Source organism: Panacagrimonas sp. (assembly GCF_965216805.1).
Lineage (GTDB): Bacteria > Pseudomonadota > Gammaproteobacteria > Nevskiales > Nevskiaceae > Panacagrimonas.
In genome coordinates, this window is record NZ_CBDCGN010000002.1 from 2690848 (window position 1) to 2716395 (window position 25548).

Below are 25548 nucleotides of genomic sequence, written 5' to 3' on the forward strand. Positions count from 1 at the left end.
CGAACTCGAAGCTGGAACGATTCGGGAGCTCGATCCTACTTCAGGCACCGCGCGGCCAGAGCACGATAGGTGGATGCCCTCGGTGTATCGCGTGCCGATTATGTTTGCGCTCCGCCAACGGCCAGCACTGCGTCATTGCGGGTGCAGGGCCCGCTTGATCGCCATCACCGGCCGGTGCGCGTCGCACACGGTGCCGGCATCGGCACCGCCGACATTCAGATAGATGACTTCGTCGATCACCCCTTCGTACGCGCGCAGGCGCTGCGCGCATTGCGTGGGCGGACCGGCGAAGGCCAGGCGGTCAGCGACGGCATCATCGATTTGATCGATCGCCGCTTGCGTGTTGCCGCCGGGAACGAACTTGAGGCAGGCGTCAGCGGCTTTCGAGAACCCTTGCTCGCGGAGCAAAAAATCGTAGTAGGGATGCGGAATCGGATCGAAGAAACTGCAGATCGCTGCCTTGATCGTGGCACGGGCGCGGTCCAAATCTTCATCGACCGCGACCAGACCGCCCATCGGGAAGTAAAGCTCGGCGGGGTCGCGGTCGGCGGCTGACGCTGCGGCAGCCGCAACCGGCTTGATGACCTCGCGAACGTACTCCGGCGACAGCAGCACCCCCATGGCGACGCCGTCCGCCACCGAGGCGGCGACCTTGACCATCTTCGGGCCAATGGCGGCGAGCCACACCGGGATGCCGGCTCGCACAGGACTTACCCGAGGCTCCCACTGCATGCGATGAATCCTGCCCTCGTAACCCACCTTGCCGCCGAGAGGCGCATGCACGATCTTGCGCAGCAGCTCGGTGTACTCGCGCATCTTGGTGAGGGGGCGATCGGTCTCCAGCCCCTGGAACAGCTGATTGATGTGGCGGTTTCCCGGCCCGACGCCAAGGATCAAGCGCCCACCGGACAACTCGTCCAGATCGATTGCACTCAGGCCAGTCACGAATGGGGTGTGCCCGTATGCATTCAGGATGTAGGGGTCCAGCGTGATCATTTTCGTGGCGGCCGCGATTGCCGCCAGTGGGACGAAGGCGCTTCGATAGGCTTCGACGCAATACACCGAGTCCATGCCTTCGGCTTCCGCCACGCAGGCCGTCTCGACGATCTGGGCGAGCGGCACCCCGCCTCCCACGAACAGCAATCCCTGGCGCATGTTGCTCTCCAGCTCCGCAAGCGTGGTCGCCGTGTACCGCTCTGGTCCCTCCTTGTCAAAACGCCGCTGCGCTGGCGCGGCGGCGTTAGAAACCGTCCGACGATGACTGGCGGTGTCGCGGTCAGGCTGTGCAGCGCTTGTGCGCACTACTGTTTCGATTCCAGGGGGCGTACCCTCCGGCTGACTGATCGAACCGAGAATCGAAATGGACGACGAAAAATTTTCGATGGGCGACAATCCGGCCCTCAACGACGTGCACGAAAAGCTCAGTCAGCATCAACTGCCTGACTGGATTACCGAGCATCTGCAGCGCTACCGCAACGACCCCGTCGAGGGTCATTGGTGGGACGCCCGCGCTTTCGGTGGCGACGAGAGAACGCCCACCCTGCTACTCACCACCCGCGGCCGCAAGACCGGCCGCATGCTGGTGATGCCGCTGATCTACGGCGTCGACGGCGACCGGTACATCCTGATCGGCTCGAAGGGCGGCGCACCCGAACATCCGGCCTGGTACTTGAACATGGTTGCCGATCCGGTGGTCGACCTGCAGGTCTCAAACGACTGCTTCAAGGCGCGCGCCCGCACCGCAAAAGGCGCCGAGCGCCAGCGCCTGTTCGACATGATGACGAAGATCTATCCGCCCTTCCCTGCCTATCAGGAACGCACCGAGCGCGAGTTGCCGGTGGTCGTGCTGGAACGCATCTGACCGCCCGATTCTGCTGCGACTTCAAGTCGCCTTGATTCGCTCGTACGCCGCCAGCGCGCGTGCGCGCGACTCGGCGAGATCCACGATCGGCTGTGGATAGGTCTGTCCCAGCGCCACACCGGCGGCACGCAGAACCGCCGGCTTGGCCTGCCAGGGCGCGTGCAGCGCATCCCCCGACAGCTTGGCCAGCTCCGGCACCCAGCGCCGGATGTAATCACCGTCGGCATCGAACTTGGCGCTCTGCAGCACCGGATTGAAGATCCGAAAATAGGGCGCGGCATCGGCACCGCATCCCGCGCTCCACTGCCAGCCCAGGGTGTTGTTGGCCAGATTCGCATCCACCAGGGTGTCCCAGAACCATCGCGCGCCCTCCAGCCAGGGGATCAGCAGGTTCTTGGTCAGGAAGCTCGCCACGATCATGCGCACGCGGTTGTGCATCCAGCCGCTGCGCCACAGCTGGCGCATGCCGGCGTCGATGATGGGCACGCCGGTGCGGCCGCGTTGCCAGGCGCTGAGATCCGCCGCGTACTCGTGCCGGGCCCGCCACGGAAAGGCCCCGAACTTGTCGTACATCGGCACTTCCGGCGTGCGCGGAAAATGAAACAACAGGTGGTGGGCAAATTCGCGCCAACCCAGCTCGCGCACGAACCACTCGGCATTGGCGTGGATGCCGGCCACCGGTTTCGACGCCGACAGTCGCTGCATGCGCACCACCAGTTGCAGCGGCGAGACCTCACCGAAATGCAGTGCCGGCGACAGGCCGGAGGTGGCATCCACCGCCGGCAGATCGCGCTGCTCGCGGTAACGTGCCGCCGGACCCCCGGCGAAGCGCTGCAGACGCTCGTGCGCCTGCGCCTCACCGGGCTGCCAAGTCTGGTGAAACCCGGCGTCCCAGGCGATTCGCGGCAGCAGGTGCAAGCTCTCCAGGCTGGCCGAGTCCGGTAGCTTGCCCGGAGACGACAGCGCCGTCGGCGCCGGCAGGGGCACCTGACCGTTGGCCAGACGTTCCTGCAGTCGTGGTTGGGCATTGCGCCAGAACGGCGAGAACACGCGATAGGGATCGCCGGTCCCGGTCTTGAGCTGCCAGGGCTCGAACAGCAGGGCGCCGTTGAAGCTCTCCGCGATCAGCCCGGACTCGCGCAGGACTTCCTTGACGTGCTTATCGCGGCCAACGAAGGCCGGCTCGTACAAGCGGTTCCAGTACACCGCCTCGGCGCCCGTCAGGGTGACGAGCTGGCTCAACTGCTCCAGCGACCCGCCCCGGCGCAGGATCAGGCGCGACCCGAGCGCGCGCAGGTGGTGTTCCAAGCTGGCCAACGAGTGATGCAACCACCAGCGGCTGGCGCCGCCCGGCGCCCACGGCGATTCGGCGTCGGCGTCGTCGATGTAGACCGGCAGCACCTGCTCGTGCCGTTCCAGCGCCGCGGACAGCGCCGGGTTGTCCGCCAGACGCAGATCGCGACGAAACCAGACCAGGGCCGTACTCATGTGCGCATGCTAATCCGCCCGCAGGCGCCGCGGAGCAGCGGTCGCGGGACCGTATAATCCGCGCCCCATGATCCCTACCACTCCCGACGCGCTGCGGATCGACGCCGTGGCCAAGTCCTACGGCAGCCTGCAGGCGCTCAAGAACGTCAGCTTTTCGATCCGCGCCGGCGAATTCTTCGGCCTGCTCGGCCCCAACGGCGCCGGAAAATCCACTCTGATCAACGTGATCGCCGGCCTGACCCGGATGGATCGCGGCACGGTTTCGGTGATGGGCCATGACACCGTGAGCGATTTCCGCACCGCCCGGCGCAAGCTGGGTGTGGTGCCGCAGGAACTGGTGTTCGATCCTTTCTTCAAGGTGGTCGACATGCTGCGCATCCAGGCCGGCTACTACGGCTGTGGTCGCGAGGTGTGGCCCTGGATCGACGAAATGCTGGAACGTCTGGAACTTGACGACAAGCGCACCACGTCCATGCGCGCGCTGTCCGGCGGCATGAAGCGCCGGGTGCTGATCGCCCAGGCGCTGGTGCACAAGCCGCCAGTGGTGATCCTGGATGAACCCACCGCTGGCGTCGACGTGGAGCTGCGGCGCACCCTGTGGGAATTCATGCGCGACCTGCACGCCAAGGGCACCACGGTGGTGCTGACCACGCACTATCTGGAGGAGGCGCAGGAAATGTGCGAGCGCATCGCCATCCTCGACCACGGCGAGGTCCAGGCGCTGGAGACGACCCGACAGCTACTCGCGCGGCATCCGTTCCGCTTCCTGCGCCTGAAGCTGGCGGAGAACGGCGCATTGCCGGCCGATCTGTCGGCCCTCGTCACCGGCGAAAAGGACGGCTACACCGAACTGCGGCTGGAGTCCGGCAAGCATCCCATCGGCAGCGTGTTCGAGAGTCTCAAGCGCGCCGGGCTGGCGGTCGAAGACGTGCAGACGCGCGAGCCGGACCTGGAAGATATTTTCGTGGAACTGACCCGATGAACGGCCCGCAAAGTGAAGCGCGGTTGAGCAACACCCGGGCGAGCACATGAGTCCGGACACCCGTGGCTTCGTCACCCTGCTCAAGAAAGAGGTGATGCGTTTCACCTCGGTGCTGGCGCAGACCGTGACCGCGCCGGTGATCACCGCGGTGCTGTATCTGCTGGTTTTCGCGCAGGCACTGCAGGGGCGCACCTCGGCCTACGAGGGCATCAGCTATACGCAGTTCCTGCTGCCGGGACTGGTGATGATGACAGTGATCCAGAACGCCTTCGCCAACACCAGTTCGTCGATGATCCAGTCCAAGGTCATGGGCAACCTGGTGTTCCTGCTGATGGCGCCGCTGAGTCCGCTGCAATGGTTCGGCGCCTACGTGCTCGCGGCGCTGGTGCGCACGGTGCTGGTCGCCGTGACCATGCTGGCGGTGACGCTGCCCTTCGTGCCGCTGCCGATCGAGGCGCCGCTGGTGTTGATTGCGCATTTCCTGCTGGCGGGCGGCAGTCTGGCGGTGCTCGGGCTGATTGCGGGTATCGTGGCCTTGAAATTCGATCAGGTCGCCACCTTCACCAATTTCTTCATCACGCCGGCATCCTTCCTGTCCGGCGTGTTCTACTCGGTGCATGCGCTGCCGCCGTTCTGGTATCAGGTGTCGCACTGGAATCCGTTCTTCTACATGATCGACGGCTTTCGCTACGGTTTCTTCGGTCATGCCGACGTATCGCCCGCAGTAAGCCTCGGCTGGTCCGGCTGCTTCTTCCTGATCGCATCGGCCACCTGCCTGTTCATCCTGCAGCGCGGATACCGTTTGCGGCCTTGAACTTCATTCTCACTGCTCTCTGGAGGCCTTGATGACCAAGGACGAAATTCGCCAACTGATCCAGGCCGGCCTGCCGCAGGCACAGGTCACCGTGCACGGCGACGATGGCCAGCATTTTGAAGCCGACGTGGTGTGTGCCGACTTTGCGGGCAAGCCGATGCTCGCGCAGCACCGGATGGTCTACGCCACCCTCGGCGAACGCATGGGACGCGACATTCACGCACTGCAGCTCAAGACCCGCGCGGTTTGAACTGCACAAAACTTGCACGCAAGCGGCGCGCAGCGCGCACAGGCTGCTGTCATCCTCGGCACAGCCTCAACTGACCAGCCCCATGGACAAATTCATCATCGAAGGCAATGGCCCGCTGCGCGGCGAAATCACCGCCAGCGGTGCCAAGAACGCCGCCCTGCCCATCCTCTGCGCCTCGTTGCTGTCGGATCAGCCCTTGCATCTCACCAATGTGCCCAAGCTGTGGGACATCGGCACCACGCACAAGCTGCTCAGCCAGATGGGCGTGACCGTGGAGGCGCCTGTCGACCATGAGATGGTGATCGACGCCAGTTCCATCACCACCCACGTCGCGCCCTACGAGCTGGTGCGGACGATGCGCGCCTCCATCCTGGTACTCGGCCCCCTGGTGGCCAAGCGTGGCGAGGCGCATGTGTCCCTGCCCGGCGGCTGTGCCATCGGCGCGCGGCCGGTGAATCTGCACCTCATGGGGCTCGAAGCCATGGGCGCGGAGATCAAGCTCGAAGGCGGCTTCATCCACGCCAAGGCGTCCCGGCTCAGGGGCGCGCACATCGTCCTGGACACCGTCACCGTCACGGGCACCGAGAACCTGATGATGGCCGCGGTGCTGGCCGAAGGTCACACCGTGCTGGAAAACGCGGCACGCGAACCCGAGGTGGTGGACCTGGCGCGTTGCCTGCGCGCCATGGGCGCGAGGATCCAGGGTGAAGGCACCACCACCATCCGCATCGAGGGCGTGGACAAGCTGCATGCCGCCCGGCATGCGGTGATTGCTGATCGCATCGAAACCGGCACCTACCTGGTGGCTGCCGCGATCACCCGCGGCAAGGTGCGCGTGAACAAGACCGATCCTTCGATGCTGGACGCGGTGCTGGTCAAGCTGCAGCAGGCCGGCGCCAAGGTGTCCACCGGCACCGACTTCGTCGAGGTGGACATGCAGGATCGCCGGCCGCTGGCGGTCAACCTGCACACCATGCCGCATCCTGGATTTCCGACCGACATGCAGGCGCAGTTCATGGCGCTGAACTGTCTGGCCGAAGGCGTCGGCACCATCCGCGAAACCATCTTCGAGAACCGCTTCATGCACGCGCAGGAACTACTGCGCCTGGGTGCCGATATCCGCGTCGAAGGCAACACCGCCATCATCACCGGCCGCGAGCGCCTGGCCGCCGCCCCGATCATGGCCACCGACCTGCGCGCCTCCGCGTCGTTGGTGCTGGCCGCGCTGGCCGCCGATGGCGAGACCTTCATCGACCGCATCTACCACATGGATCGCGGCTACGAGGACATTGAGGGCAAGCTTGCCTCGCTGGGCGCGCGCATAAAGCGCGTCGGCAAGATGATCACCTGATCGACCCGCATTGATACGCCATGTCGGACTCCGGCCCCGTTACCGTCAGCATCGCCCGCCACGTTCGTGCCGGCAAAGAAGCCGAGTACGACGACTGGGTCAAGCGCATCATCGCGACCGCCTCGCGTTTTCCCGGACACCTGGGCGTCGACGTTCTCAAGCCCGCGCCGGGTTCCGGCGGCGAGTACGTGCTGCTCACCCGCTTCGACAGCGACGAGCACCAGAGAATCTGGGAGGCGTCCGCCGAGCGCGCGGCGTTTCTTGCACAGCTCAGCCTGCTGACCGAAGGCGAAGACAAGGTCACGAGGGTCTCCGGACTGGAATTCTGGTTCTCGCTGCCCGAGGTTCCAGCCCGGTCTGCACCGAGCCAGCACAAGATGGCCCTGGTGCTGTGCGTGGTCGTCTTCGCGCTGGTGCTGCTGATGAACCTGCTGTTCGGGAAGTACCTTGCGCAGCTGCCGCTGGTGCTGAGAGTGGCGGTGCTGTCGGTGGTCCAGGTGCTGTTGCTGACCTACGTTGTCATGCCGCGCGTGACCGGGCTGTTGAAGAACTGGCTGTACCGCCGGACACCGTAAGCCTCGCGCGCCGGCCGTCGCTGTCATCCGCCGGTCATGGCCCAAGCTTCAACCTACCGGTGACAGCGCTGGCCCGAGCAGGCAGCATTCACGCTCTTCTTCCTCCATCGGAGCAGACCCATGGCGTACGTGAGTATCAACGGCGAACAATACGAAAAGGAATTGCTGGACTTGGCCAAGCAACACACCACCGGCCAGGGCGAGGGCAAGCTGTCCAAGGACGAGGTGAAAGCGCTGTTCGCCTCGGCGCAGGATGGCCGCGGCGTGACTGACACCGAGAAGAAAACGCTCGCTTACATCCGCCAGAACTTTGCATTTACCGACGCGGCAGCCAGCGATTTCGACAAGGCCTACGCGGCACTGTGATCCCTGCGCGGCGCGCCGGCCAGGGTTTCGGCGCGCCGACGCGGTCGTTATCGGGGGATTGAATCCGGGCTGCCCAGTCCGCCCGGGCTGACGTGCGGCATCGCCCCCTCCAGCCCGGGCCAGCGCGTGGGCTCGAGGTAGGTGCGGTCCAGCACGATCTTTCCGTCCCGGATTCTGAGGATGGCGCAGAAGGGCGAATAGAATTCCGCCCGGGCGTCGTCGAGGATCACCGCCTCCACGATGGCGGTGTCCGCGCCGCTGAACAGGATGCGATCCACACGCATCCTGCGTGTAGGACAGGCGGCCAGCAGGCCCTTCACGACACTGGCGAGCTGGGCGTGACCGCGCACCTCCGCCATGTTGAAGCAGAGGTGGGCATCGGGCGCGTAGCAGTCCTGGACCAGCCGCTCCACGTCGGTGTTGTAGGTGTGCTCCCAGTGCCGCACCAGTCGCTGCAGCGCATCGTGGTGTGCCGTCGAAGTCCGGGTGTTGGCGGTCTGCTGGTTCATGGCGTCTCCCTGCACGTTGTATGCGCGCTCGACCGGGCGCGAGTTCGCAAGAGGGTGTGCAGCCTGAGGCCATCCGGCAATCCAGCAGTGGGGTGATCGTCGCAGCCCCGATCGGGCCCACGGCAGATATCGACACGCTTATCCGTTTGCCAGCACGAGGTCGGCGGCGATAACAGCGCTGGCCGGTGCCAAGGTGATGCCCAGGCGGTGATGACCCAGGTTCAGCAGCACGCCCGGTCGTGTATCCAACCATTCAATCCGGGGAATGCCTTGCGGCAGGCAGGGGCGCAGACCGGTCCAGTGGGCCAGCACCGGGCGCCCGGCCAGTGCCGGCATCAGCATTTCTGCGCTGGTGAGTATGGAGGTCTTCGCGACTTCGCTCGGCGCCGAGTCGAAGCCCACCTCTTCCACCGTGCTGCCCGCCAGGATCGGGCCGTCACGCCGCGGTATCAGGTAGCGACCGGCGCCCAGCACAATGCGATCCAGCTCGCCGGGCCGCGCGTCGATCAACAGCATCTGACCCTTGACGGGCTTGAGCGATGCCATCGGCGTCAGGGCAGCAGACCATGCGCCCGCACAGACGACGACGACGACGCAGGAATATCGATCACCCAGCGCCGTGCTCAGGGTGTGGCCGTAGGCATCGCCCCGGATATCGGTTACGGACTGCCCCTCAAGGATCTGCGCCCCTCCCGCCCGCAAGGCGCTGGCCAGGGACTTCAGCAATCGCGGACTACGCACCTGGGCCACGTCCGGGCATTCCAGCGCGCCAGCCATTTCATGCGAGGGCGCACTCCTGAATCCGCACTCGCGGCCCAGTTGTGCCCAGTGCTCGACCACCAGGGGTGGCCGCACTTGCATGCCACACACCTGGTACTCGGGATCAATGCCGCCGGCCGCGTGTATCGCGGCGCACCAGTCCGGGTAACACGCCAGGCTGTCGCGGATCAATGCGCGCACCTGCGGATGCGTGTCCGCAGGGTCCAGCGGCGCCAGGATGCCGCCGCCGGCCCAGGACGCACCGCCCCGACCCACCTTGCCGCGCTCCAGCACCGTGACGCCCAGACCGCGCCGCTGCAGCTCGAATGCGGTGGCCAAGCCGATGACGCCAGCACCGATCACGATGACGTCGGATGACTTGCGGGTGCCGGGACTAGCCAACGAAGAGAGTGCCAACAAAACAAAGGGACGCCATTATCGGCGTTCGGCTGCTTGAGGCCATTGAACCTGCCGGCACCCCCGCTGATCCGACCGCGAGCCGCCCTGTAGTGCGGGTGCCTGATATAAACCGGACATGACACGCGCCGCGGGATTTACCTTGCTCGAACTGATGGTGACCATCGCAATCGGCGCGATCCTGCTGGGCTTGGCGTTGCCCCAACTGAGTCGCTTCGGCCTGGCAGCGGCGCGCGCCAAGGGCGCGACCGAGCTGTACGCCGGACTCAATCAGGCCCGCTCCGAAGCCATCGTGCGCAATGCGCCGGTCACGGTGTGCCAGCGTGACTGGTATGCCGATGCCGCCTTCCCGCAGTGCGCAACCGGCGGCGGCACCTGGGCGCAGGGCTGGATCGTGTATCGGGATGCCGACGGCGCGTTTTCCGGCGACGAGCCAGACGATGCGTCGGCCATCATCGCGGTGTTCGATCCCGTCGGCCGCATCAGCCCAAGCGTGGACGACGACGCTTTTGCCGTCGCCACCACCCTGGACAGCAATTCGTACCTGATCTTTGGTCCCAATGGTCGCGCCGATCAGCGCGCACAGTTCACCCTGTGCGAACGTTCCGGCCGACTGCGTGACGCGCGGCTGGTGGACGTCGCGCTCAGCGGGCGCGTCAGTCTGGTGCCACTGGACCCGGACTCGGTCCCTGCAGGTTGCGGCGCATGAACGCGCTACGTCCAGGTCGTGATTGCGCGCAGCGCGGCTTCACCCTGATCGAGGTGCTGATCACCGTATTCGTGGCGGGGGTCGGGCTGCTCGCGGTGGCCGGCCTGCAGGCTATGTCGAAGAAATTCAATTACGACGCCATCCAGCGCACCGCTGCCGGCACCCTGGCACAGGCCATGGTCGAACGCATGCGCGGCAATCCGGGCGAACTGGAGGCCTATCTGACCCTGGACGCAGCGGCCTCGACGGCAGGCACCAGTTGCACTGGCGCCGATGCCGCGTGCACACCGCCGCAACTGGCGGCACATGACCTGTACACCTGGGGGCGCCTGCTGGCCGGCGACGAGGTGCAGGTCGATGGCCAATCGGTGGGCGGCCTGGTCGAACCCACGGGCTGCATCAGCGCCGATACCACGCCCGGACTGTACGTAGTGGCGATCGCCTGGCGCGGACTGACCGGCATCGAGGCGCCCGACGGCGACGACCTGACCGACCCCGCCCTGCACCCCTGCGGCCTCGGCAGCGGGCGCTATGACGACCCCAAGCAAAACGGCGACGACGACCGCATGCGCCGGGTGCTGCTGCTGCACGCCTTTGTGGCCGACCCCAATGCGCCCTGAATCCCGACTGCCACCGCGCCGCCGCATGCGCGGCTTCACCCTGATCGAATTGATGGTGGCGAGCACCCTCGGCTTGCTGCTGCTGGCCGCGCTCGGTGCGGTGTTTCTGGCCACCAGCCGCAGCTATCGCGAAAACGATCTGATCGCTGGCATGCAGGACCAGGCGCGCTTTGCCATGTTCACGCTGTCGCGCGATCTGGCCATGACTGGCTACTGGGGCGGCATGCTGGGCACCGACAATCTGATCCCCAACCTGGACGATCTGGACCCCGGCAACGATGTCACTTCCGCCACGCAGGCTTTGGCGCCCGCCATGGATTGCGGCCCGACCGGCGAAGCCTGGAGCTTTTCCTGGCGCACCGCGCTGGAGTTTCGCAATCACGACAGCGGCGATGCCATCAGCAGCCTGTGGAACTGCATCGGCGAACATCGCGCCGGCACCGATGCCTTCGCCATCCGCCACGTCAGCGGCCAGGAAACCGGACGCATGGAATTGGGTGACAGCGAGGTGCGCCTGCGTCCCTATCACTTCTACCTGCAGACCAACGCCACCGTCGGCACCCTGATGCGCTGGGGTCTGGCCGCGCTGGATGCGCCGGACGCGCTCAACCAGCCCAATACCGCACCCATGCGCTTTCATCGCTATTTTCCGCGCATCTATTACGTACGAGATCACGCGCTCACACCGGGCGACGGCGTCCCCGCCCTGTGCCGCAAGGAGCTGTGCCCCAGCGGCTTCGACCCCGGCGATGGCAGTGAGTCGGCGAGCTGTGGCGAGGCCGGCAGCGCTGCGGGCGAACTGGGTTATTTCTCCGAATGCATCGCCGAAGGCATCGAGGATCTGCAGATCGTGTGGGGCCTGGACAGCCCTGACGACAGCGACAACATCGTCGACCGCTACGTTGCCGATCCCAGCGCCGAGGAGTTGGCCACCCAGGCCCGCTCGGCGCAAATTCACCTGCTGGTGCGTTCGCGACGTTCGGACGGTCAGCACCTGGACGAAAAAACCTACCAGCTCGCAGACAAGCCGCCCTACACGCCCATCAGTATCGTCGACGATGCCGGCACCCCGGCCGACCGACAGACGCGCCACTTCTATCGGCGCGTCTACAGCACCACGGTGCAACTGCGAAACCTGGGCATCCAGGGCGAGGGCCCCAGCCCATGAGGCGGCCTGAGGACATCGCCAGGATTCAATCGAATCAGCGCGGTGCCGCCCTGGCCACCGCCATGTTCTTCCTGGTGGTCATCACCCTGCTCGGACTTGCTGCCATGCGCGCCGGGCGCATGGACATGCGCCTGGCACTTAACGAGGAAAGTCGCGTCAGCGCCTTGCAGAGCGCGCAGTCGCTGCTCGAAGCACTGTTGGCCGACAGCGGCAATCTGATCGTGGGCACCGGCTCCGGCTATGTACAGAATTGCTTTCTGGCGCCGGCGCTGGACAGCGCCAGCCTGAGCGCTCGCCAGGACTTTGTCTGCCCCAGCGATACCGCGGAGGTGTCCGTGCTGCCGGATGGCCCGCTCAAGCAGCACGCCTACACCCTGGTGCGACGTGAGAGTGTGGGCGGATCGGACTTCATGCCGGTATCCGCCCTGCGTCGGGGTGACAGCGGCGAGCGCTTTCGCCTGGCCAGCTTCACCGTAACGGCTGGATACGACCGTACAGCGGCCAGCCGCGCCACCGACGCCGATGAAGAGGGCAACTTCGCTGCAGCGGAAGTCAGCCAGGGCACTTTCGTGAAAGTCGACACTGTCGACGGCCTGTTCATGGAGTAGCCGATGCAATCCGTGCTGCGACACCTGCTTATCACTCTGCTGCTGGCCGGCAGCGTGATGGTGTCGGCAGCGCATGCCGACGACATCGAGATCTACACCCAGGCGCCGGACAATTCCCTGCGCCCGCCGATGACCATTATCGCGCTGGATTTGAATCTGCTCGGCATCTGCAACAGCGTGCTCACGCCCAGCAGCAATCCGGGCAACCCCGAGGCGCCGCAGCTTTGCCTGAACCTGAGCAATAACGCACTGCTGGGGGACGTGCTCGGCGGTGTCAGCAACAATCCGGCGCAGCTTCTGACTAACCTGCTGCTGGGCACCGGCGGTAACGACCGCACACGCGCGCAGGGGCTGTGCAATCTCTACGGCATTCTCGGCGTGCAATCGCCGGTGGTACAGATCCCGGCGGTGGGATTTCTGCTGCAACCGCTGCTCGGTGGGGTCAGCACGCTGAGCTGCGGCACCCTGAATTTCCTGCTCGGCATTCCCCTGCTCGGCAGCGTGGTGAACGGCCTGCTCGGCGGCTTCGTCGGCCAGCTCGTCGCCGGGCTGGTCAATCCGTTGCTGACCACCGCGGTGGGTCAGTTGCCCGCGACCGTCACCGGCCTGCTCAACACCACGCTCTCGGGTGTGCTCAACCTGGGTCAGGTCGGCCTAGTGTCGCTGCTCGAATCCATCCTCAACCAGCTGGTCAATTCGCGCGTGGCGATCGTGGTGTCGCACGCAGACCGCGCGTCCGCCGGTGGCGCACCCGGGAGCGCCTGCGCGTTCGGAGAACAGGCCTCGATTCCTACCACCCGACGTGAAACCCCCGGCTGCAGTAACGGCGCGTATTTTCTGGTCGGCTTCACGCCGCTGGTGGACCAGGGTTCGGTCACACAATTGCTCACACGGGTCACCGATCTGCTGCTGGACGCGCTGCAACCCGCCAACCTGCTCAACTCCACCACCGCCTTGCTGTCCACTGCGCTGACCACTCCCACACAATTGCTGCCGCCCTACCAGGGCAAGGAGATTTACGCCGAGATCGCCCATTACCTGGCCGGCGATGCGGTCTACAACGCGCCATTGAATCGCTGGGATGGTCTCACCGGCCTGCTCACGCGCGATCCATCGATCGAAAGCGGCGGCCAGTACCTTCAGCCGGACGCGCAGTGCGATACGGTCAATGTGCTCAACGTGCAGCTCACCAACGCGGATCGTCAGGACGAGTCCGACGACACCCTGCGCCATTACTTCCCCGGCGCCGAGGAAAACGGCGAGTTCGCGTTCGAGCGCGTGGTGCAGGAAGCGCAGGACGAGGGCTTTGTCGACGGCAACGGCAACCGCATTGCGCTGCGTTCGCACTTCGTGGTGCAGGAGAATCTGTCGAGCTTGAACGCGCTGACCCAGCTCGGCATCAATGCGACCACCTACGCCAACAACCTCGGCCTGCTCAACCTGGGTCAGACCCTGGCCGAATTCCTGCAACCGGTGCTGCAGGTGGACGCCAGCCTGCTCACCCCCAGCAACACCGCCGATCTGCTGCAGCCGGGCCGCGTGCGGGCCGAGGCATTCTTCAGCGGCTTCCGGCCCGAGCTGGAGCAGAAACCGCGCTGGCCCGGCAACCTCAAGAAGTTGGAAGTGCGCGCCGACGACAACGGTGTGTTCGGGTACTTCGACGCCAACGGCAATCCGGCCATCGCCGGCGACGGCCGCATCGACACCGACGCGCTGACCTACTGGACACGACCCGCGCAACTGGGCCCGAACGTCGCCGACGGTCGCGACACCACGCTCGGGGGTGCTGGCCAGAACATTCCGGGCCACCAGCTCGCGGGCGGCGGCAATCCCGGGCGATCCAACGGCGGTGGCGCGCGGACGCTGTTCTACGAACGTCATGACAACAACGGCGTAGCGGCGCTGGCCGCAATGAACGCCGACGACAGCGCCGTGCGCGACGAACTGCGTGATGCGCTGGGCGCGGCCAACGATAGCGAGGCGCACGCCCTGCTGCTGTACGCGCGAGGTTTCGAAGTCGGTCCGACCAGCGCGCCGCTGGGCACCGGCTCCGATCTGGAGGGCCGCGACTGGATGCACGGCGCCGTGTTGCATTCGCGCCCGGTGGCGATCAACTACGGTGCCCGCGCGGGCTACAGCGACACCAATCCCGACATCCGCGTGATCTACGGCGCCACCGATGGCTGGCTCAGGATGGTCGCCAACACCGCGGCCGGCGGCGCCCAGGCTGGCAGTGAAAGCTGGGCGTTCATGCCCCGCGCGGTGATGGATCAGCAGAAGCGGCTGCGCGACAACCAGCCGACCGCACGCTTCCCCTACGGCGTCGACGGCGCACCGACCGTGGTGCTGCGCGATCGCAGCCCTGATGGCGGCCCGGCCGACGGCCGCATCGACGCGAACAATTCGCACGACGGTGCTGCCGTGTACTTTGGCCTGCGTCGCGGCGGCTCGCACCTCTACGCCCTGGACGTGAAGAATCCGGACACCCCCCGTCTGCTGTGGCGCATCGGTCCTGACGGCCTGCACAACAGCAGTGGCCTCGTGCCTGGCTCGGAGGTGCAGTTCGCGGAGATTGCGCTTACGTTCTCCAACCCTCAGGCCGGGCGCATCCAGTACCGCGACAACGGCAACACGCTGACCCGCAGCGTCATCGTCTTTGCCGGCGGCTATCACGGCGGGCGCGATGGCGCGGGCGCACGCATCGGCAAGGATCTGGCGCGCGGCAGCGACGAGGAGCTCGGCGGCGACGACAGTCGCGGCAACGCGGTGTACATGGTTGACGCCGCCACCGGGGAACTGATCTGGAAGGCGCGACGCGGCGAGCTGGGCCTGGTCTCGCCCTACGACAGCGCCACCCGGACCTTCCAGCACCCGCTGCTGGCCGACAGCATCGCCGCCGATACCACCGTGGTGGACACCAACGGCGACGGCCTGCTCGACCGCCTGTACGCAGTGGATACCGGCGGGCGTCTGTGGCGCGCCGATTTTGCCGGCGTCGAGCGCAGCGCCTGGACCCTGACTGCGCTGGCCAGCGTCGGCCGCCACGACAGCGCCAGCCTGACCGCGGACCGGCGTTTCTTCCACGCCCCCGATTACGTGCCGTTCCGCGACGCCAACGGCGCCTACGACGCGGTGGTATTCGGCAGCGGCGACCGTGCCGATCCGTTCAACACCACGGCGCAGAATTTTCTCTACGTGTACCGCGACCGCGATGTCGGCAGCGGCAAGACCCTGGCGCAGATACTGGCGTCCGAATCCGAACTGGAAAAGCACGCCGATTTCGTCGACCTCACTGCCGCTTGCGCCAGCGGCGCCCAGGATTGCGGCGCGGTGGCGGAGGACGCCATCGGCTGGAAGTTGCGCCTCGGAGATCGCGGCGAGAAAACCATGTCGCAGCCGCTGACGACCGGCGGCACCGTGTATTTCACGACGTACCTGACGCCCGATCCCGACTCGCGCAACTGCGCGCCGCAGGAAGGCCGCAATCGCGTCTACGGGGTGTCGCTGGCCGACAGCCGGCCGCTGGTGGATCGGTTCATCAACGATGCCGACAACGACGGCCGCAGCTCGGATGGTGGCGCGCCGGGTCTGGCCGGCGAAATCAATACGCTGGCGACCAACACCATCTCCGCCAATACTCAGACCCTGGAAGCCCGCAGCCCGCGCTACTACCCGGTGTACTGGCGCGAGCGGCGCGGCGATGACGAAACCCCGCCGTAGATGAAGGTCAGGGCAGCTCAATCAGCCAATGCTGTCGCGGCCGGCCCGCAGGTCGGCATTCAGGCCGACACCCGGTCCTCGATCGAATGCGCGTTGTCGGCCTGAAGGTCGACCTGCGAAAAACCTGAGAATCTGCGCCGAGAATCCTTGGACCGTCACCCCAGATGAGACTCAACCTGTCGCGCGGCTTTTCGCTGATCGAAGTCATCGTGGCGATGGCCATCGTCGCCATCCTGGCCGCCATCGCGTTGCCCAGCTACCGCGTCTACGTCGAACGCAGCAACCGTGCAGTCGCCAAGAGCGCCCTGAGCGAGGTGGTCTCGCGCCAGGAGAGCTGGTACCTCGACCGCAAGCGTTACGCGACCAGCCTGGATCGCCTCGGTTGGGGTGGCGACCCGCTGTTCCTGGATCGCGAGGGCAGCCTCGCTGCAACCAGCGCCGCTCAGTCCATTTACCGCGTTTCGCTGGAGGGCAACCCCGCCTCGCTGGCCTGTCCGCCCGGCGGCGCGGTAAGCGCCAGTGGCTTCAGCGTCGTCGCTGAACCCATCGGCGCGCAAACCAGCGACACGCGCTGCGCCACCCTGTGCTTGAGTTCCACCGGCATCAAGTCGGCCAGTGGCAGCGAATCGGAATCCTGCTGGTCGCGCTGAGGCCCGGCTGGAGTGCATTCCGCATCGCACTCGGGCTGGGTTTGCTGAGGTCTGGCGTAGCCTAGGGAAACCCTGGGTGCACCCAGGCTTACGTTCTTAACAGCTCGCCGATCGCGTCCACGGCACGCTCCGCAGCATTGCAACGCAGGGTTTCGCGCACGGCGGCGAACTGTTGGAGTTGCTGCCGACGCCTGGCGGCATCGCCGAGCAGGCCCTCGACCTCTGCGGCCAGCGCCTGCGGGTTGGCCTGGTTCTGCAGCAACTCCGGCACGCAAGGCCGCTCAGACAACAGATTCGGCAGGCTCACGTAGCGCGTCTTGAGCAGCCCGAGATCCAGCATCAGCCACGCTGTGATCGGCGACGCGCGGTAAGCCACCACCATCGGCCGCCCCAGCAGCAGGCACTCGAGCGTGGCGGTGCCGGAGGCGATCAGCACCGCGTCCGCCGCGCGCATCACTTGGCGCGAGCAGCCCTGGATCACCGTCCAGTCGCATGCCGCAGCGTGTTGCGCCATCACCGCGCGCAGACCGGGTTCCAGCGAAGGCTTGGCGAGCGGCGTGACGAATCGAATGCCGGGGATACGCGCGTGCAGCAACGCTGCCGCGCGTGCGAACGGCTCTCCCAGATATCGCAGCTCGCTGCCGCGCGAGCCCGGCAGCACCGCGATCACCGGCCCGGACTCAGGCAAACCCAGTCCGCGACGCGCCTGCGCCGGTTCCACCGCATCGTCGAGTTCATCGGCCAGCGGGTGACCGATGTAGCGCGCGGCAATCGGGTGACCCTCGTAGCAGGCGGGCTCGAAAGGCAGCAGGCACAGCATCAGCTCGGCGGACTTGACGATGCCGTGGACGCGTCCGGCGCGCCAGGCCCAGATGCTGGGGCTGACCACGTGCGCCGTTCGGAGCCCGCGCTGGCGCAGGCGCTTCTCGAGTCCCAGGTTGAAGTCGGGTGCATCCAGTCCGATCACCAGATCCGGCCGGTCGGCACTCAGCCGCGCCACCAGCCGCCGCCGCAATGCCAGCAATCGCGGAATGGCGGGCAATACCTCGGCCAGGCCCATGACTGAGAGCTGATCGATGGACTCGATGGCCTCGCAACCGGCCTCGCTCATCTGCGGCCCGGCCACGCCGTAGATACGTGCCTGCGGGTAACGCGCGCGCAGCGCGCGCGTGAGCGCAGCGCCGAGCAGATCGCCGGACAGCTCGCCTGCAATCAGCGCAAAACTCCTGGGGTGCGGAACCGGGACCATGTTCGGCGCACATGATCGTCGATTTCCGGCGACGGCCGCGTCCGCTTTGGCCACGACGCGCAAAGGCCAGTCGGCGGTCGACCCGGCTGCCGGATTTCAAACTAAGCTTGCGTGCATGATCAGAACCTTGCGCCGCCGTCGCGGTCGTACCCCTGCATTCGCTCCCGACCCTCCTGTGATCCTCCTGCCGCCGTTGGCCCGTGCCCGCCCGTCTCTGCCTTCCTGGGCGATCCTGCTCGCCTGCGCCGCGCTGGTCGGCTGCGATGCGCCCGACGCCAAGGCCAGCCGCGGGTCGCCGGTCGCGCCGGCAGCGGCCGCCGGCACCCTGGTCGAGCTGGGTGAGGTGCGCGTCGGCACCATGCAACGCATCTGGTCGGCTGTCGGCTCGCTGCGCGCCGACGAGAGTGTGATCGTGCGGCCCGAGATCACCGGGCGCATCGTCGAGCTCGGTTTCGAGGAAGGGCAGCGCGTCGCCCGGGGCGATCTGCTATTCGCGCTGGATGCATCGGTGTTCGACGCCGAACTCGCGCAGGCAAAAGCCAATCTGGCTCTGGCCACGCGCAACGCCAGTCGCGCCGAGGAACTGTTCGGCCGCGAACTGATTCCTTCTGCCGAGCGCGACGCAACCACCGCCGCGCTGAACGTGGCCAAGGCGGCGGTCGCCCTGGCCGAAGCGCAGGCCGCCAAGGCGGTGATCCGTGCGCCATTCGACGGCCGCATGGGCTTGCGCAGCGCAGCGGTCGGCGACTACGTAACCCCGGGACAGGATCTGGTCTCGATCGAAAATCTCGATCGCATGAAGCTGGAGTTCCGGCTTCCGGAATTGGCCTTGTCGGACGTCGCCGAGGGCCAGCCCCTGGAAGTGACACTGGACGCCTACCCGGGTCAGACCTTCTCCGGTGCGGTGTACGCCATCGATTCGCGCGTCGCCGACGACACCCGTTCCATTGCCGCGCGGGCGCGCCTGGACAACGCCGACGGCCGTCTGCGACCCGGCCTGTTCGCACGAATCAACCTGGTGGTGGAAACCCGCAACGACGCGCTGCTGGTGCCGGAGCAGGCCATCATCATGCGCGGCGAGCGCGCCTTCGTGTTTGCGGTCCAGGACGGCAAGGCGATGGAACGCGAGGTGATGCTGGGCCAGCGACGCAAGGGCGAGGCCGAGGTGATGTCGGGCCTCGAAGCCGGCCAGGAGATCGTGGTCAGCGGCATACAGCAGGTGAGCAACGGATCGTCGGTGCGCACCGCTGCGCCGGCCGATCGAAACGGGCAGCCTGCGGCGAACGACAAGCTGTCCTGAAACCGCGCGGCGCGACAGCTTCATCGTTCGGGCCGTAGTCTGGCGCCGTGCAGGAATGTGCAAACGGGGTGTCGACCGGTCACGGTGTCTTCGCACAGTCGGCGGGTCCAAGCGCCGGCTTTCTACATGAGGAGCGATCAACGCGCCCAGGAGGAACCCGCATGCGCATTCGACATCGGCTCATCGGCCTGTCGCTGCTGTTCCTGAGTGCCGTAGCCGGTGCACGGGTAGACCCGGAACGCGCAGCCGAACTCGGCAGATCGCTGACGCCCATGGGCAGCGAAGCCGGCGCCAACGCCGACGGCAGCATCCCCGCCTGGCAGCCCATGATCGACCACGACTTCCAGCGTGGCGACAACCCTTACGCCGACGACGAGCCGCTCTACACCATCCGCGCCTCCAATCTGGCGAATTACGAGAACCTGCTCACCCAGGGACATCGCGCGCTGTTCCGAACGTTTCCTGAAACCTTCCACATGCCGGTGTATCCGAGCCGGCGCGGCGCCGCTTATCCGCAGTGGTTTCTTGATTCGACGCGCGACAACGCCACCACCGTCGAGCTGACCAACAGCGGTCACGGTTTCTGCTGTGCCGCCCAGGGGTTTCCATTTCCCGTCCCCACCAACGGACTGGAAGTGATGTGGAATCACATCATGCGTTACAACACGCGCGGCTTTCGCGGCTACGTCGCCGCAGCTGCTACCACGCCGGCCGGCGATCACGTGGTGGAGCGCGCCTACCTGGAACTGGCCTACGCCTACAACACGCCGGGCATGAGCGCCGAACAACTCGGCAACCAGAACCTGTACGTGATGAGCAAGACCGTGGCGCCCGCCAGCAAGGCCGGCTCGGCCTACCTGCTGCATGTGCCCATTGATCGGGTGACGCAGACCACCGGCGTATGGGTGTTCAGCGTCGGCGAGAACCGCACGCGCCGCATCGGCGAGGTGGGCTACGACAATCCGCTGTTCGACGGCCTGATGACCCAGGATCAGGTCGACATGTTCAACGGTCCGCTGGACCGCTACACCCTCAAGCTGGTTGGCAAGCGCGAACTGATCGTGCCCTACAACAGCTACGCCCTGTATGACCCCGAGGTGGCGTACGAGGACATCATCACGCCCGGCCATATCCAGCAGCAGCTCACCCGTTACGAGAAGCACCGCGTGTGGGTGATCGAGGCGCAGGTACGCGAGGGCATCTCGCATCGCTACAAGAAGCGCGTGTTTTACGTGGACGAAGATTCCTGGATCGTGCTGGCGCAAGACATCTACGACGAGCGCGATCAATTCTGGCGTTTCGCCGAATCCCACTCCGTCAACTTCCCGCAGGTACCGGTGATGATCAACGGCGTGCAGGTGCATTACGACCTGCAGTCACGGCGCTACGCCATCCTCAACCTCACCAACGAGGAGAAGGAGCTGATCGAATACGACTGGACCCAGACGCCGGGTTACTTCACCCCGAGCAATCTCAAGCGCTTCGCGGCGACGCGGCAGTGACGCGGCAGTGACGCGGCGGCGTAAAAGCCCCCGGGCTGCGCCCGGGCTACGGGTCCTGTCGTAGCCCGGGGAGGAAATGCCGCGACTCGTGATGCAGTGGAGTAGCAGCCCGGGGGTAACAGGGCACAAAAAAGCCGGCCCCGAAGGACCGGCTTGAATTGCAGCACTTCGGCGTAGCCGGCACCGCTGCGCGGTACCGGCTACGGCCTGCCTTTAGCGCAGGATCGGACCGCTGATCGCAGTCACCATCGGATCACCCATTTCTCCGATCGGACCCACCATCGTCGCCGCACCGGTCTGCAGGTTGATGGTGTACAGCACCGACTGCGTCCCGCCTGAGGGCACCAGCGCCGCCAGCTTGAGGGTGTCGCCGCTTGCGCCGCTGATGTCGAAGCTGCCGGCAGCGTCGGCGTCCGGCGTGACGCCGAGCGGCCCGACCGTGTCGATAGCACCGTCGTTGGGCACCACCACCCGTCCCAGCGAGTTGTCGCGTGCGTCGATGATGTACTGGAAGTCCAGCGGCACCACACCCGGCAGCGCTGCCCCACGGTAGGCCGTGGAGATCGCTTCCGGCAGCGGATCGCCCAGCCGCTTAGTGCCATCGACAAAGGCGAAGCCCGCTGCACGCGCTGACCCCGCAATCTCGCGATGCAGATTGACCCGCAGGTTCTGGCCGGTATCGCTGACGATGCGCAGCAGATCCGCGCGCGGGTTGAAGTCCACGCCGAAGTTGGTGCCAGCCAGGGCCTGCGGCGCGGGAGCGGGCGGGAAGCTCAGCATGGCGAATGGCGTGGCAACGGCGGTGCCCGGATCGATCCGGTAGACCTGTCCGGAACGCCCGACCGCTTAGAGGCCGTTGTCCGTCGTTACCGTCATCGCCGTGGTGCGGTTGTCCATACCGATCAGCCGATCACCCATATCGAGCCCGGTGATGGGGCATCGGCACCGACCGTCAGCACCCCTGTCATGAGCGTGGCGCTGACCAGCACGTCGCCAGCCGCATCCTCGCGCAGCAGGGTGAGATCCCGTGCGCCCAAAGCAACGCCCAGTTCCACGGTCAAGCCCTTGTAGAGACCGGCCGCCAGCGTCATACCGACCGGGGTTGCCGCTCCGTCGACCGGGTTGATCGTGTATAGGTTGGTGTTGCCTGGAGCCACGGTCAACAGCGCGTAATGCTCGTTGACCGTGCCGTCCCGCACGACGTCATGGCCATTGACGCTGCTGACATCACCGACGCCGAGCAGACCCCTTCCGACCAGAATCCCCTCGTTGGGCGGGTTCTGCAGGAACAAGCGGTCGTTCTGGGTATCGATCACAAACAGCTCGGTGCCGGTCGCGCCGGGATCGGGGTTGGTGTATCCCGCTGCGGTGACGCCCTGTCGATAGCCCAGGGTGCCGTCGACAATGGCCGGCAGCGCCAGGTTGGTCGGCACGCGCAGGTTCTGCGCTAGGTCGCTGACGATGCGCAGCGCGTCGGCTGCGGGGTTGAAGTCCACGCCAAAGCGAGCACCGGCGAGCAACGGTGGCGTCGCCGCTGACGCCACGTTGGCGTTGATCTCGGTCGCGGAGGCATCGACGGGACTGACCGGCAGCAGGCGCCCGCTGTTGGTCAGCGCAAACAGCTCATCAGTTGCGGGACGGAAGTCCAGGCCCACCACGGACTCGCCGCCGTTGAGCGGGATCATGCCGACGGGCAGGACGCTGTCACCCGGACTGTTGATCGTGAAGGTCACCAGCTGGTTGCCCCCGCGCACCGCAAAGACGTCCGGCCCGTTGCCGTTAGGGATCGCCAGGCCGATGGCCCATTGCGCGCCCGGCAGGTCCAGGTCGGTCAGGCAGCTCGCCGCGCCGCTGCGCAGGTTGATGCTGTACAGCCGCGAGTTGGTGGCGTTGTCCACGTTGAGGGTGGCCAGCGCGACGCCGGCGTTGCCCTCGATGTCAAAGCCGCCACGGTCGTTGAAGCTCACGCCGAGCGCGCCGACATCGGTCAGACGACCGCTGTTGGGGCTGATGGGCGCGCTGTCCACCGAGCCCTGGGTCTGCAGCACGTTGCGTTGCGCGTCCAGTACGTAAAGGCTGGTGTTAAGGAAGTCGCCGCCCGAACGGCCGAAGCTGTTGGTGTAGGCGGCGAAGCCAACGTTGCGGGCGGGGGTCAGGGTGGTGTCGGACATCCCAAGCGTGGGGCCCGCACCTATCGTGTAGTTGGTGGCATCAGTGAACGCGATGCGCAGATTGTCTTCGTTGTCGCCCACGAAGCGCCTGCAAGTATCCGCGACGAGGGTTGGCAACGTCACACTCAGGGTACTCGTGCAGTACCCCGACGAAACGTCAGCCGAGCGCTTCGCGGACCAGCGCGATGCGCCGATAACGAAGGTCGCTGTGAACGATCGGAAGCTCGTAGGCATCGAGGTCCAAGGTCGGCCAAGCGTAAGCCGGCGGCGCTTCGAGAATGTCGTCGGCATCCAAGAACAGCAGATAGTCCGCCGCGCCCCGTGCAAGCAGGATGGCCTCGCTGTGGTTATGCCCGAAGTTGCGCCAGGGGCGCTCGTGCAAGTGGCCGGGCACATCGCCCGGCAGGGAACGGATGAGCGCCTGGGTCCCGTCGGTGGAACCGGTGTCGACGACGATGACCCAGGTGTCGATCAGCGGCTTCACCGCTTGCAGGCAGCGGCCGATCACGTGTGCCTCGTCCCTGACGATCATGCTCAGGCACACCCGCGCGCTCATCGATGGCGCCCTGGTGCGATGACGCGGACCGGGACATCGCGCAGAGCGCAGTTCCGCGGGAAGGACGCAAAGGAATGCATGGCGCCCGAAGGGTACCCGGGTGCCTCGCCCGCCACGCACAGCGCTTTCGAATAGCGGCGGGGCGATGGCTTCTTCAGTATCAATTCATCTGTCGAGCCTAGCCTTCACCCTCGCAGACCGCCCGTCGGGCGGAATCGGACCACGGAGTCATCGATGAAAACGCTGATGCTTCCCTTCATGGCGGTCGCAACCCTGGTGGCGACGCAGTCCGTCGCCGGGCCGAAGCACGACTCCGCCAATCACGGCCGCTACGGAGGCGGGCCCGATTATGCGGACGTGGTTTCCGCCGAGCCGATCTACCGCACCGTTCGTATCGAAGAACCCCGACGCGAATGCTGGGACGAGCGAGTCGTGTATGAAGAGCGGCCCGACAACGGCTACTGGTTCGACAATGGCGTCGCGGGCAGCGTGGTCGGCGCCATCGCGGGTGGTGTCGCCGGACACCAGTTCGGCAAGGGCCGCGGCAAGGATGCCGCCACCGTACTGGGTGCCGTGATCGGCGCCGGTGTAGGCCAGCGGGTTGCCGTCAACAACTCGCGGCGCAACCCAGGTCCGGAAAGCTACGAGCGCGTCGCTTACGAGGAACGCTGCCAGACCATCACCGACTTCCGCACCGAGCAGCGGATCGAAGCCTATGACATCGCCTACCGCTACGGCGGGCGCATTTATCGCACCACCCTGCCCTACGACCCCGGCTCGCGGATACCTGTGGATGTCAGCGTTCGCCCGGCTGAAGCTGCTCCCTATCCCGTGAGTTATTGACCGATCCGGAGATGCTTCTCCGGATCCGCCATAGGATCCGATACGACGAGATGTTGAGGCGAACGCTCTGCATGCTGCTGTGCGCGGTGGGCTTGTTGTCCAGCCTCTCGGGGAGCGCGCGCATGAAGGATTTTTTGGGTGGCCTGCCCGGCACTGACATACGCCCCCCCGATTCGCTGATCGATCAGCGGTCGCGGGGAATGACACCGGCTCAGGCTGCACGAGAAGCACAGAAACGTTATGGCGGCGGCAAGGTGCTGAGCGTCGATCCGTCAGGCGACGGTTACCGCGTCAAACTGCTGCGCGACGGCGACGTCCGCGTGGTGTTCATTTCCGGCCGCTAGCCACTAAAAGCACAACACAAGGAGTTTTCCATGCGAGCCCTGGTTATCGAGGACGACCCGCACCTGCGCGGTCAAGTCACCCAGATGTTTGCCGATGAAGGTTTTGCGGTGGATCAGGCCGCGGACGGCGAGAACGGCATGTACATGGCCACCGAGTATCCGGTCGATATCGCCATCATCGACCTGGGACTGCCTGGCGCCAGCGGTATCGATATCATCCGCAAGGCGCGCAAGGCCGGCCGCGGATTTCCGATCTTGATTCTCACCGCGCGCGACGGCTGGCAGACCAAGGTCGAGGGCCTTGAAGCAGGCGCCGACGATTACCTGGTCAAGCCATTCCATCGCGAGGAGTTGCTGGCAAGGGCGCGGGCGCTGCTGCGTCGTTCCGGCGGCTGGGCACAGCCTCAGCTCAGTTGCGGTCCGGTGACGGTCGACACCACCGCCAAGTCGGTCACCGTCAACGACAAGACGGTGGAACTGACCGCCTACGAGTTCAAGGTGCTGGAATACCTGATCCTGCACGCTGGCGAGGTCGTTTCCAAGTCGACGCTGACCGAGCATCTCTATGCTGAAGAAGACGAGCGCGACAGCAACGTGATCGAAGTCTTCATCCGGCGCTTGCGCAGCAAGCTGGATCCCGACGGCAGCATGGCGCCCATCACGACCCTGCGTGGAAGCGGATATCGCTGGGACTTACCGCGCAGCTGAAGACCGTCGCGGTACGAACCCGAGGGTG

Annotated in this window: 25 protein-coding genes and 1 pseudogene; 18 read left to right on the top strand and 8 right to left on the bottom strand. The window is 65.9% G+C overall.

All coding sequences use genetic code 11. The features are described 5' to 3' along the window. Nucleotides 1-132 precede the first annotated feature (132 nt). Complete coding sequence (locus tag ACOOHP_RS12705; RefSeq protein WP_420466790.1) at nt 133-1392, bottom strand: LLM class flavin-dependent oxidoreductase; 1260 nt, start codon at nt 1390-1392, stop codon at nt 133-135. Here ACOOHP_RS12705 and ACOOHP_RS12710 point away from each other — a divergent pair. After that, a complete protein-coding gene (locus ACOOHP_RS12710; protein ID WP_420466987.1) occupies nt 1382-1861 on the top strand; it encodes a nitroreductase family deazaflavin-dependent oxidoreductase in 480 nt (159 codons plus the stop codon). The genes ACOOHP_RS12705 and ACOOHP_RS12710 overlap by 11 nt on opposite strands. 21 nt (nt 1862-1882) lie before the next feature. Here ACOOHP_RS12710 and ACOOHP_RS12715 read toward each other — a convergent pair whose 3' ends face one another. Next, nucleotides 1883-3349 carry a cryptochrome/photolyase family protein gene (locus ACOOHP_RS12715; protein WP_420466791.1) on the bottom strand — a complete coding sequence of 489 codons (1467 nt, stop codon included), beginning with the start codon at nt 3347-3349 and terminating at the stop codon, nt 1883-1885. A 67-nt stretch (nt 3350-3416) separates the two neighbouring features. Between ACOOHP_RS12715 and ACOOHP_RS12720 the strand changes: the two genes are divergently transcribed. The 6 genes from ACOOHP_RS12720 (at nt 3417) to ACOOHP_RS12745 (ending at nt 7687) form a co-directional block, all read left to right on the top strand. Next, complete coding sequence (locus ACOOHP_RS12720) at nt 3417-4331, top strand: ABC transporter ATP-binding protein (protein WP_420466792.1); 915 nt, start codon at nt 3417-3419, stop codon at nt 4329-4331. Between the two features lie 46 nt (nt 4332-4377). Next, the gene (locus ACOOHP_RS12725; protein WP_420466793.1) at nt 4378-5145 is read left to right on the top strand and encodes an ABC transporter permease; all 768 of its coding nucleotides are present in this window, start codon (nt 4378-4380) and stop codon (nt 5143-5145) included. Nucleotides 5146-5176: 31 nt separating this feature from the next. Further along, nucleotides 5177-5395 (top strand): BolA family protein, encoded by a 219-nt coding sequence (locus ACOOHP_RS12730; RefSeq protein WP_420466794.1) that lies wholly within the window; start codon nt 5177-5179, stop codon nt 5393-5395. Nucleotides 5396-5477: 82 nt separating this feature from the next. Beyond that, nucleotides 5478-6746 (top strand): UDP-N-acetylglucosamine 1-carboxyvinyltransferase, encoded by a 1269-nt coding sequence (gene murA / locus ACOOHP_RS12735; protein WP_420466795.1) that lies wholly within the window; start codon nt 5478-5480, stop codon nt 6744-6746. 20 nt (nt 6747-6766) lie between these two features. Further along, nucleotides 6767-7321 carry an antibiotic biosynthesis monooxygenase gene (locus tag ACOOHP_RS12740; RefSeq protein WP_420466796.1) on the top strand — a complete coding sequence of 185 codons (555 nt, stop codon included), beginning with the start codon at nt 6767-6769 and terminating at the stop codon, nt 7319-7321. Between the two features lie 120 nt (nt 7322-7441). Further along, nucleotides 7442-7687, top strand: a complete 246-nt coding sequence (locus ACOOHP_RS12745) for a hypothetical protein (RefSeq protein ID WP_420466797.1) — start codon at nt 7442-7444, stop codon at nt 7685-7687. A 47-nt stretch (nt 7688-7734) separates the two neighbouring features. On the opposite strand, the gene ACOOHP_RS12750 is transcribed toward ACOOHP_RS12745, so the two are convergent. Together ACOOHP_RS12750 and ACOOHP_RS12755 are read right to left on the bottom strand one after the other, a co-directional pair. Further along, a complete protein-coding gene (locus ACOOHP_RS12750; protein WP_420466798.1) occupies nt 7735-8196 on the bottom strand; it encodes a nuclear transport factor 2 family protein in 462 nt (153 codons plus the stop codon). A 138-nt stretch (nt 8197-8334) separates the two neighbouring features. Then, on the bottom strand, nt 8335-9372 hold the full coding sequence (locus ACOOHP_RS12755) for an NAD(P)/FAD-dependent oxidoreductase (RefSeq protein ID WP_420466799.1): 1038 nt from the start codon (nt 9370-9372) through the stop codon (nt 8335-8337). A 118-nt stretch (nt 9373-9490) separates the two neighbouring features. Here ACOOHP_RS12755 and ACOOHP_RS12760 point away from each other — a divergent pair, with 118 nt between their 5' ends. From ACOOHP_RS12760 to ACOOHP_RS12785, 6 genes are all read left to right on the top strand, one after another. Then, the gene (locus ACOOHP_RS12760; RefSeq protein ID WP_420466800.1) at nt 9491-10081 is read left to right on the top strand and encodes a GspH/FimT family pseudopilin; all 591 of its coding nucleotides are present in this window, start codon (nt 9491-9493) and stop codon (nt 10079-10081) included. Further along, a complete protein-coding gene (pilV, locus tag ACOOHP_RS12765; protein WP_420466801.1) occupies nt 10078-10701 on the top strand; it encodes a type IV pilus modification protein PilV in 624 nt (207 codons plus the stop codon). The genes ACOOHP_RS12760 and pilV overlap by 4 nt, the downstream gene beginning before the upstream one ends. Nucleotides 10702-10726: 25 nt before the next feature. Further along, the gene (locus tag ACOOHP_RS12770) at nt 10727-11869 is read left to right on the top strand and encodes a PilW family protein (protein ID WP_420466802.1); all 1143 of its coding nucleotides are present in this window, start codon (nt 10727-10729) and stop codon (nt 11867-11869) included. Further along, on the top strand, nt 11866-12477 hold the full coding sequence (locus tag ACOOHP_RS12775) for a pilus assembly PilX family protein (RefSeq protein ID WP_420466803.1): 612 nt from the start codon (nt 11866-11868) through the stop codon (nt 12475-12477). Before ACOOHP_RS12770 ends, ACOOHP_RS12775 begins: the two co-directional genes overlap by 4 nt. A 3-nt stretch (nt 12478-12480) precedes the next feature. Then, nucleotides 12481-16197 carry a pilus assembly protein gene (locus ACOOHP_RS12780; protein ID WP_420466804.1) on the top strand — a complete coding sequence of 1239 codons (3717 nt, stop codon included), beginning with the start codon at nt 12481-12483 and terminating at the stop codon, nt 16195-16197. A gap of 164 nt (nt 16198-16361) precedes the next feature. Further along, nucleotides 16362-16847: a type IV pilin protein gene (locus ACOOHP_RS12785; protein WP_420466805.1), complete on the top strand. Its 486-nt coding sequence runs from the start codon at nt 16362-16364 to the stop codon at nt 16845-16847. 88 nt (nt 16848-16935) lie between these two features. Here ACOOHP_RS12785 and lpxB read toward each other — a convergent pair whose 3' ends face one another. Further along, nucleotides 16936-18096 (bottom strand): lipid-A-disaccharide synthase, encoded by a 1161-nt coding sequence (gene lpxB, locus ACOOHP_RS12790; protein ID WP_420466806.1) that lies wholly within the window; start codon nt 18094-18096, stop codon nt 16936-16938. Between the two features lie 175 nt (nt 18097-18271). Here lpxB and ACOOHP_RS12795 point away from each other — a divergent pair, with 175 nt between their 5' ends. After that, nucleotides 18272-19396 (top strand): efflux RND transporter periplasmic adaptor subunit, encoded by a 1125-nt coding sequence (locus ACOOHP_RS12795; RefSeq protein WP_420466807.1) that lies wholly within the window; start codon nt 18272-18274, stop codon nt 19394-19396. 161 nt (nt 19397-19557) lie between these two features. Further along, complete coding sequence (locus ACOOHP_RS12800) at nt 19558-20898, top strand: DUF1329 domain-containing protein (protein WP_420466808.1); 1341 nt, start codon at nt 19558-19560, stop codon at nt 20896-20898. 213 nt (nt 20899-21111) lie between these two features. On the opposite strand, the pseudogene ACOOHP_RS12805 reads toward ACOOHP_RS12800, so the two are convergent. The 3 genes and pseudogenes from ACOOHP_RS12805 to ACOOHP_RS12815 all read right to left on the bottom strand — a co-directional run. Continuing rightward, nucleotides 21112-21732 (bottom strand): annotated as a pseudogene (locus ACOOHP_RS12805) (DUF4394 domain-containing protein); the annotation flags it as partial. Between the two features lie 68 nt (nt 21733-21800). After that, nucleotides 21801-23150, bottom strand: a complete 1350-nt coding sequence (locus tag ACOOHP_RS12810) for a DUF4394 domain-containing protein (RefSeq protein ID WP_420466809.1) — start codon at nt 23148-23150, stop codon at nt 21801-21803. 76 nt (nt 23151-23226) lie between these two features. Then, a complete protein-coding gene (locus tag ACOOHP_RS12815; protein WP_420466810.1) occupies nt 23227-23625 on the bottom strand; it encodes a glycosyltransferase in 399 nt (132 codons plus the stop codon). A gap of 234 nt (nt 23626-23859) precedes the next feature. Here ACOOHP_RS12815 and ACOOHP_RS12820 point away from each other — a divergent pair, with 234 nt between their 5' ends. The 3 genes from ACOOHP_RS12820 to ACOOHP_RS12830 all read left to right on the top strand — a co-directional run bounded on the left by ACOOHP_RS12820 (nt 23860) and on the right by ACOOHP_RS12830 (nt 25520). Continuing rightward, nucleotides 23860-24468, top strand: coding sequence for a glycine zipper 2TM domain-containing protein (locus ACOOHP_RS12820; protein WP_420466811.1), 609 nt, complete (start codon nt 23860-23862; stop codon nt 24466-24468). A gap of 122 nt (nt 24469-24590) precedes the next feature. After that, nucleotides 24591-24812: a hypothetical protein gene (locus ACOOHP_RS12825; RefSeq protein WP_420466812.1), complete on the top strand. Its 222-nt coding sequence runs from the start codon at nt 24591-24593 to the stop codon at nt 24810-24812. A gap of 30 nt (nt 24813-24842) precedes the next feature. After that, nucleotides 24843-25520 carry a response regulator gene (locus ACOOHP_RS12830; RefSeq protein WP_420466813.1) on the top strand — a complete coding sequence of 226 codons (678 nt, stop codon included), beginning with the start codon at nt 24843-24845 and terminating at the stop codon, nt 25518-25520. Nucleotides 25521-25548 lie beyond the last annotated feature (28 nt).